The sequence below is a fragment of the Polyangiaceae bacterium genome, assembly GCA_020633205.1.
In the GTDB taxonomy this organism is placed as follows: Bacteria; Myxococcota_A; Polyangia; order Polyangiales; family Polyangiaceae; genus JAHBVY01.
Genome location: JACKEB010000007.1, coordinates 1 through 7207, shown reverse-complemented (window position 1 = coordinate 7207; position 7207 = coordinate 1). Strand labels below are relative to the sequence as shown.

The window sequence follows — 7207 nt, the reverse complement described above, 5'->3', positions numbered from 1 at the left end:
CTTGAGGAGAGCGTCGAGACCGTGTCGCACATAGCCGAGCAAGTGCTTGCGTCCGGTTGCGTATACCTTTGTGCGTGGGGTCCCGGATGCGAGCGTGTTCACGACATCTTCGACGAGATCCTCGTTGGCAAGGATCCGGACCCCGCGGACGACTCCGTCGTGATGACGACATGGCACGCGGACGAGTCGCTTGAGGACGCGCTCTGGTTCTTCTTGCGCAGCACCTCTCCCGATGAGCGCTACGAGGATTCGTGCCGATCGAGTGTCGTCATCGTTCTTGGCGGCGCTGCCGACCACGCCGTCGTTGTGCGACACGCGTTGGCGCAACCGACAGACTTCGCTCGGAGGGTGGAGGATGCCGGCGGCTAGAATGCCACCCAACCAGCCGATGCAGCCGACGGCGCTTCGCGCCGCGGCTGATCGCCATGGACGTTGGACAGACGCCGCGTGAACACCCACGACGCAAAGCACGAGTTCGTCAGCTTCGTGGGTGCGCGAGGCGCAAAGGTAGCCTCGATGACTCCGGGCTCCGCCGTTGAGGCGATGGTGTCGTTCTATCGCGATGTCCGTGCGGAGGACTGCGACATGGAGTCCTCCGGCGACATGCTCCTGTTTCAATGGGGCACCTACGACTGGGGTGATGGTCCGAAGTTCGAGTTCGACATCACACGCCAGTTGTGCCGAAGCGGCGAGGACGAGGACATCTGGCAGCTCCACCTCACGTTCAGGCTCGAGCCGACCGACGATCTCCGCTCGCTGGGCGACGGCCACAAGTGGTGTCACTCGATCAGCGAACTCGACGAGTTCACGCAGTTCGTTCGTTCGACTCGCGCCTTCCAGCACGTTGAGACCAGGATCGACGAGAGCCCGGGTCTCGACTACGAGTGCGCAGGATGACATGCTGTCCAACAAGCCGCAGCAGCTGACCGCGCCTCGCGCGGCAGCTGAGCGGCACGACGTTAGCCAGCCTTGGTCGACGCAGCCGCATGGGCGCTTCACGATCCACGACGTCGTGCTAGCTAGGATGATGCGATGACCGACAACGTGCGCACACCGCCGCCCGGGTTCGATGACCTCCCCGTCGAGGGAGGTACCGGTCCGCCAGTGGGTGCTGAGTCTCCCCCACGGCGTGCGCTTCCTCCTGGCCCGACACCCCGACCTGTGCCGGGAGGTCCGCGGCATCTTCGCTCGCGCGATCCACTCCTTCTACATCCGGCGCGCCAAGGCGGCCGGCCGGCCCGACGGCCGCTGCGGGTCGGTGATCCAGGTGCAGCGGTTCGACTCGGCGATCCGGTTGGATGTCCATTTCCACGGGCTGTTCCTCGACGGGGTCTACACGGGAGTCGGCGCCCTGAGGCAACCACTGACCTTCCACGCTGCGCGCCACCTCGAGGACGGGGACGTCCGTTGGATGGTCCGCCACATCCGCTCGCTCGTCTTCGGCCACCTCCACCGCCGCGGCTTTCTCGACGAACATGCCGCCCTCAGCGACGAGTCCGGGGATGACCTCGACGAGATGGCGACCCACCACGCCGCGGCCGTGCAGGGGTTGATCCCCTTCGGCCGGCGCTCGGGGCAGACCGTGCTCCTGTTCGGCGATGCGGTCCCGGATCGCCGGCCGTGACCCGCGAAGAAGCTCTGTGCCGATCATGAAGGCTACTCACTGCACGCCGCGATCCGGGTCGGCGCGGGCAGGACGGTAACGGCGCGGCTGCTCAATGCGAGAGCCACACCCTAGGCACCGGTGCGTAGCCTGATCGGGTCGAGGATCGGTCCGTTCCGCACTCCGACCTGGCGGTACGCCGCCCGCTCCCACGACCGGGCCTGCCATCGTGAAGTACGTGCCCGGCTCGCGCCCGAACCTGGCGTACTCTGCGCCTCGGACCCAGATTCGTCGCTTGTCGCATCGAGCGCACGAAGCAACCCGGCATGCACCTCTCGCTCGACAGCTGCCGTCTGTTCGGCGATGACCCTCTCGGTCTCCGCGTAGTTCACTGTGCGACCGCCGCTGTTCGACCCCGCCACCGCCACCATGGTGTTCACCAGGCTCTGCATCGACTCGGCGAGTTGTTTGTGTTCAACTGGCACCTTCACGAGGACGTACTCTCGTGCGGCGCCCCTCCCAGGACGCTTGGTTTGCATCCTGCATCCGATAGGGAGGGGCGCACGTTTGTACAAGTACTTTTTACACAAATACTTGTGCTCGGATCGTCAGGATGGCACAAGCGCTGCCACCCCGGCGTCAGCCTTGCTCAATGTGGGGGAGCCACACCCGACGAGATGGTCGCTACCGAGTGCTCCGACCCTACTTTCCTCTTGTCGTAAACACCGCAGCGCCCTTGTCATCCACTACCTCGACAAAAGCTCGGTCTTTGACTGTTTCTGCACTCACAGCCTGACTAACCGCCTGCATCACGACGCGAAGAATCTGCGAGTCCCAGACGCCCATGTGACATCCGCGCGCTGATGATCCGATATTCACGTGATAATCGCTGCTTCTCCCAATGTTCGCTGCTACACCTTCCCGGTCCAAGTCGATATGAAATCCGGTTCGTCCATCAGCATCTCGCAGCGTGACCGAAACCTTTTGGTCCTGCACGACGCCGCGCATTCGCACAACCCCCTTTACGTCGGAGAATGTAATTGACGTCGGAGTAATAACACAACGCTCTCCATACCTCCCGCGCAGACTAACACTTTCTGTGTCGTTCAAAGTGGACCCTGCTCCTTGCGATACGTCAGAATGTGGGCTCAAGCAAGAGCCGCACAACAAGACGGAGCACGCGAGTTTGATGTGTGTCTTGTGCATGAGAAACTGGATAATCCGGAGCAACTATGGGTATCTTGGATTGGGCAGCGACAAGTACTCCCAGTCCATAGGATATACTCCTCCGGTGTTAAAGGCGCCCAACATAAATATTTCCACCAAGATACGTCTTACTAGCGTGCGCCCCGGTGGGCATCCTGACGTGACTCGCACTTCAATCAACAACTTCCAATTTGTACCCTTGCCTTTCGCGAATCTCTGCGGAAGAGAGGGGAAATCGGGAATGTCGAACGTCGTTTTTTCGCACTTACCCGTGTTCACGTTCCAGGCCCCCATCGTGGTGTTGGGGTTGCGATCTTGTTTTGCTTCGGGAGTATTGGCGGAGTCAAGCGGCACCCCGGCTTTCACGCCAATACTTGGCAGGTCTATATTGGAAGTCTCTATGTACTGTAGCTTGCAATTGAGGAATGGAAGTCCCTTACCTTTCGCTTCCAAGACTACCTTCCACTTGAATTTTGGTCCTACAGCCATCCCGCCGACGGCACGATTTTGCAGCATTACGGGCGTGTTAGCGATCCTAGCCATCAATTCTGGGGGCGTATTGGGTGACGCGTCTTGCTTGGGTGGTTTGCCAGTGCCATCAACTAGTTTCAAGGAAACGACTTCACAGCAACATCCTGTGGTGCGCGGTGGTGGACACTTCTTCGAAGTACTGGTGTTCGTCCCATTGCCAAAACCAGTATACGGCAGGCCCGGGAATCCGCCGCCAGACATCGAAGCCCCCGTCAAGCCTGACATCATTGCACCAAAGCCGGTAGTGCCCACGAACGAGTGACTAGGGCCCGCTGCCCCCAGCGCAGCAGTATCCCAAGTCTCTGAGTAGGCGTACTTATCTCCTGCTCCCCCCTTGCAAACGCCTGCGGTGCACGCACCACAACACGACGAAGCCCGGCCGGAGAATGTACCCCCAGCACTTGCCGAATCCCATACGGAAGAACCAGCTGCAACATCGGCTGAACCAAACTGAGCCTGCGGCCGTGCTTCCCCTGCACTCCGCCAACCTCCACCACGCGGAGGTTTCTCAACGCCTCCATCAGGCGTCTTCGGGCCTTCTATCACCGGCGGGAGCGTGTCGGTTGGCTTGCGATACCCTCCTCCACCCGGAGTAATCGGCCCTGGCCGGGTTGGCCCGCCTGTAGTTCGTCCGCCCCCGCCCCGGGGGGGGTCCCAGGAGTCTCAACACCTCGGGTACTCCCAAGGACCCCGGGGCGGGAACATTCCCCCAGTGTCATAGCCGGGGTACCCACACCCACCCGGGAAGCTACCGAACACGTCCACTCGTATGCTTCCCTCCTCTAGGTCTTCGTTCCGTCCGCGTCGTCGAAGAACACCGCCGGGAACAGCCGCAGTAACAGCCACTCGCCATCAGTGTCGCCGCCCACGACGCACTTCCAGCGAACGAGCTCATCGAGCCCGAACGGCGTGCCCGACGTCACCGATTGGATCAGAAGCTCGGAGAACTGAGCGGTTCCATCCGTGATCACGATGCTCACGCCGCTGATCACGCTTCCGTCACCCGTCGTCTCCGAGTCCTTCGTGTAGATCGTGAACGTCGCCTCGACGGAACTGCCACTGGCGGGGCTGGTGTCTACCTTCTCGATCCGGAAGATCAGGTTGTCGCCCTCGCGGGGGATCCACGGGCCGTAGATGCTGTCGCCCTTGAAGAAGCGAGTTCCGGGAAGATCCATGTCCATTTCTCCTCAGGCAACCGCCGTGTTGAACCAGGTAGGGTGAAGCATCCGGAAGATCACCCATCCCCCGGACCCCGTGTAGCGGAAGCGCACCATCTCCTTGATGCCGACAAACCGGCCACTCTTGTAGTTGGTGGATCCGATCGCAGAGAAGGCCGCGGTTGCGCTGAGCGCTGCGCCGGGGCCCGGGTCCTCGGTGTTCTTGTGGTAGACGTCCACTGTCAGGCTTCCCGACCCATCGTTGTCGATGGTCTCGAAGGTGAAGATGGCGTTGTCCGCTTCCCTCGGGAACCAAGGGCTGAAGATGATCGCGCCGTTGGGGAGGAACTGTCCGATGTACATTGCGCGATGCTCCGGGGCACGGGTGGTCTGGACCGAACTGGAGTCCGTGGCCCGCGCCGCGCGGGTTTCACCTCGGCTCCATCCCCAAGGCTGATCGAGAGGACGGGTTTCGCAGGGATTTCTGGTTTTTTCTTCGCAGCCGCGCAGCCAGCCGAGCACTGGCCTTGATGAGGAGTCGGCGCGCGACTCCAAGGCGAACTCCGAGTTCGTCGAAGTCGATCGCGCCGTGCTCGAGGAAGAACTCCAGGATTGCTCTCTGCAACCGGCAGCCGCGCATGCCGAGGAAGACCTCGCGAAGAGGCTCGGTTCCGAGGGCAACGGGTTCGACGGTTGCGGGAAGACCTTGCTCAGGGAGGGAGTCGGGTCAGCCAGGGCTGTTGCCAGCCCTGGCTTCCCACAGATCCGGACGTGCAGGATTCCCGCATCCGGCTCTTCGTGGCACGGTCTCACTGGTGACGAAGTTGCGAGTGGATGGCGACCGCGGGGGGCAGCGGATAGCGCGCACAGAAGGCGAGCCACCATTCCCATGGTCGGCGAGCGGAGGCGGAGCGGCGCATGAGCCACTTTCGCCACAGCTTGAGCAGTCCGCTCCGGAAGAGCCAGAGTGCCGCCGAGTTACCCGTGATCCCGTAGTACGCGCAGTGGCCCTTGACCTTGCGGCTCAGGGTCGCGTGCTGTTCTCGAACCGGCCGATGGCGATTCTGGCGACACCAGACCCCCACGGCGCTCAGGGCGCGGCGGAGGCGCTTGGCCGCCGTCTTCTGCTTCACGACCCAGTAGCCACGCAGCGAGCGCTGCCACAGGTGCGTGAAACCGAGAAAGTCGAAGCTCTCGGGACCCTCGGGGGCGCTGCCGTCACCGGGGCGCTCGAAGTTCAATTGCTTCGTCTTCTCGGGATGGAGCGTCAAGCCGTACTTCGCAAACCGCTGCGGCAGGACCGCATAGACCCGCTCCGCGTCGTCGCGGTACTCGAACACGATCACGAAGTCGTCGGCGTAACGGACGAGGTACGCTCGTCCGCGCAGACGCGACTTCACCATCGTCTCGAACCACACGTCGAGCACGGTGTGCAGGTACACGTTCGCGAGGATCGGTGAGATCACCCCACCCTGAGGCGTACCCGATTCCGGCTGCACAATGCTCCCGGCGTCCAGCACACCCGCATTCAGCCACTTGCCGATCAGGCGCGTCAGCACGCCGTCACGCATCCGCTGGCGCAGGATCTCCCGAAGATGGTGGTGCGCAAGCGTGCCGAAGCAGTCACGAATGTCTGCCTCCACCACGTAGCCACCCCCCAGCGACATCACTCCCTCTCGCAGCGTCCGCAGTGCATCGTGCGCTGAGCGGCCGGGCCGGAAGCCGAAACTGCACGGCAGGAAGTCCTGCTCGTACACCGCTTCCAGAACCATCACCACTGCGCGTTGCAGCACCTTGTCCTCGAACGTCGGGATGCCCAGTGGCCGCATCCGCCCATCACCTTTCGGAATATGGACGCGGCGGACCGCGGGAGCGCGGTACAAGCCCGACTTCGCGCGGTCGAGCAGCGATTGGAGGTTCGCCTCCAAGTCGCCCTCGTACTCCGCGGCGGTCACGCCGTCCACGCCAACCGCTCCGTCCTTGCGCGTGCGGCGGAACGCCTCACGGAGCAAGTCCAGGTCGATATGATGTGCCAGAGTGGTGAACACCCACTCCGGATGCTCCGTTGCCTTCCGTGCTACCCACTGCAATCCAGGGGAGATGAAGGTCGAGCTCTTCGTCTCGGTCATCGGTCCTCGCAGCAGTTCCGCACCACGGCTCGCCCTTCCCTCCGACGGGTCCCTGCGGTTTGGTTCCCCGCCCTCTTCGGTACTACGGCTCGCTCCGACTTCTCGACGCCCGTCCCACCTCGCTTCGTTTCCTTCGCTCGGTGGTACCTCGGTTGCACCCACTTGCTTCGCGGGGTCGGAGGATGCGCCTTCCCCGCCGGGCTTCGCATGCCGCGCCCGCCAGCGGCTCGTCTCCGAGGAGGCGTCGAGATCTCCCAGGTTCCTGGGGAGTCCGATAGCAGACGCGCTCCGCGCTCTGACCCCGACGAGGTCAGCGGCGCCATGTCCATGCAGCGCCGTCGATGTTGCCTTCCGTGTCTCTCACCACGTCGGCCCTCGCCACTACTTCGTTTTCGAGGCTCAATCACGCAGCTCATCTGCTCACTGTCTACGCTTCGCAGCCAGGGTCGCCCCTGCACCACGCAAGACTCGCTTCCGGCTGGTGGACCACCTTGGCCGGGCGGGGTTGGTCACCCGCGGGACTCCGAAGAAGGTTTCAGTTCACACATTCACCTCCACCAGGCTTCACCTGGCGCACGAGA

9 protein-coding genes are annotated in these 7207 nt (G+C 62.8%); 3 read left to right on the top strand and 6 right to left on the bottom strand.

The window, feature by feature from the left end; genetic code table 11:
• Positions 1-21 precede the first annotated feature (21 nt).
• The 3 genes from H6718_00160 to H6718_00150 all read left to right on the top strand — a co-directional run bounded on the left by H6718_00160 (position 22) and on the right by H6718_00150 (position 1624).
• On the top strand, positions 22-369 hold the full coding sequence (locus H6718_00160) for a hypothetical protein (GenBank protein MCB9583774.1): 348 nt from the start codon (positions 22-24) through the stop codon (positions 367-369).
• Between the two features lie 78 nt (positions 370-447).
• Positions 448-897 carry a hypothetical protein gene (locus H6718_00155; protein ID MCB9583773.1) on the top strand — a complete coding sequence of 150 codons (450 nt, stop codon included), beginning with the start codon at positions 448-450 and terminating at the stop codon, positions 895-897.
• A 232-nt stretch (positions 898-1129) separates the two neighbouring features.
• Entirely contained in the window at positions 1130-1624 is a 495-nt protein-coding gene (locus H6718_00150; protein MCB9583772.1) for a transposase, read from the top strand.
• Positions 1625-1734: 110 nt separating this feature from the next.
• Here the strand turns inward: H6718_00150 and H6718_00145 are convergent, their stop codons facing one another.
• The 6 genes from H6718_00145 to ltrA all read right to left on the bottom strand — a co-directional run bounded on the left by H6718_00145 (position 1735) and on the right by ltrA (position 6626).
• Positions 1735-2142 carry a hypothetical protein gene (locus H6718_00145; protein MCB9583771.1) on the bottom strand — a complete coding sequence of 136 codons (408 nt, stop codon included), beginning with the start codon at positions 2140-2142 and terminating at the stop codon, positions 1735-1737.
• A 163-nt stretch (positions 2143-2305) separates the two neighbouring features.
• The gene (locus tag H6718_00140; GenBank protein MCB9583770.1) at positions 2306-2611 is read right to left on the bottom strand and encodes a hypothetical protein; all 306 of its coding nucleotides are present in this window, start codon (positions 2609-2611) and stop codon (positions 2306-2308) included.
• 222 nt (positions 2612-2833) lie between these two features.
• Positions 2834-3325, bottom strand: a complete 492-nt coding sequence (locus H6718_00135) for a hypothetical protein (GenBank protein MCB9583769.1) — start codon at positions 3323-3325, stop codon at positions 2834-2836.
• 797 nt (positions 3326-4122) lie between these two features.
• Complete coding sequence (locus tag H6718_00130) at positions 4123-4515, bottom strand: hypothetical protein (GenBank protein MCB9583768.1); 393 nt, start codon at positions 4513-4515, stop codon at positions 4123-4125.
• Between the two features lie 12 nt (positions 4516-4527).
• Positions 4528-4860, bottom strand: a complete 333-nt coding sequence (locus H6718_00125; protein MCB9583767.1) for a hypothetical protein — start codon at positions 4858-4860, stop codon at positions 4528-4530.
• A 446-nt stretch (positions 4861-5306) separates the two neighbouring features.
• Positions 5307-6626: a group II intron reverse transcriptase/maturase gene (gene ltrA, locus H6718_00120; GenBank protein ID MCB9583766.1), complete on the bottom strand. Its 1320-nt coding sequence runs from the start codon at positions 6624-6626 to the stop codon at positions 5307-5309.
• Between the last annotated feature and the right edge of the window lie 581 nt (positions 6627-7207).

What these genes read in the sequence shown, in the direction of transcription:
- H6718_00145 (MCB9583771.1), bottom strand. Translation starts at nt 2,142, where the DNA reads ATGCAAACCAAGCGTCCTGGGAGGGGCGCCGCACGAGAGTACGTCCTC.
- H6718_00140 (MCB9583770.1), bottom strand. Translation starts at nt 2,611, where the DNA reads ATGCGCGGCGTCGTGCAGGACCAAAAGGTTTCGGTCACGCTGCGAGAT.
- H6718_00135 (MCB9583769.1), bottom strand. Translation starts at nt 3,325, where the DNA reads ATGCTGCAAAATCGTGCCGTCGGCGGGATGGCTGTAGGACCAAAATTC.
- H6718_00130 (MCB9583768.1), bottom strand. Translation starts at nt 4,515, where the DNA reads ATGGATCTTCCCGGAACTCGCTTCTTCAAGGGCGACAGCATCTACGGC.
- H6718_00125 (MCB9583767.1), bottom strand. Translation starts at nt 4,860, where the DNA reads ATGTACATCGGACAGTTCCTCCCCAACGGCGCGATCATCTTCAGCCCT.
- ltrA (MCB9583766.1), bottom strand. Translation starts at nt 6,626, where the DNA reads ATGACCGAGACGAAGAGCTCGACCTTCATCTCCCCTGGATTGCAGTGG.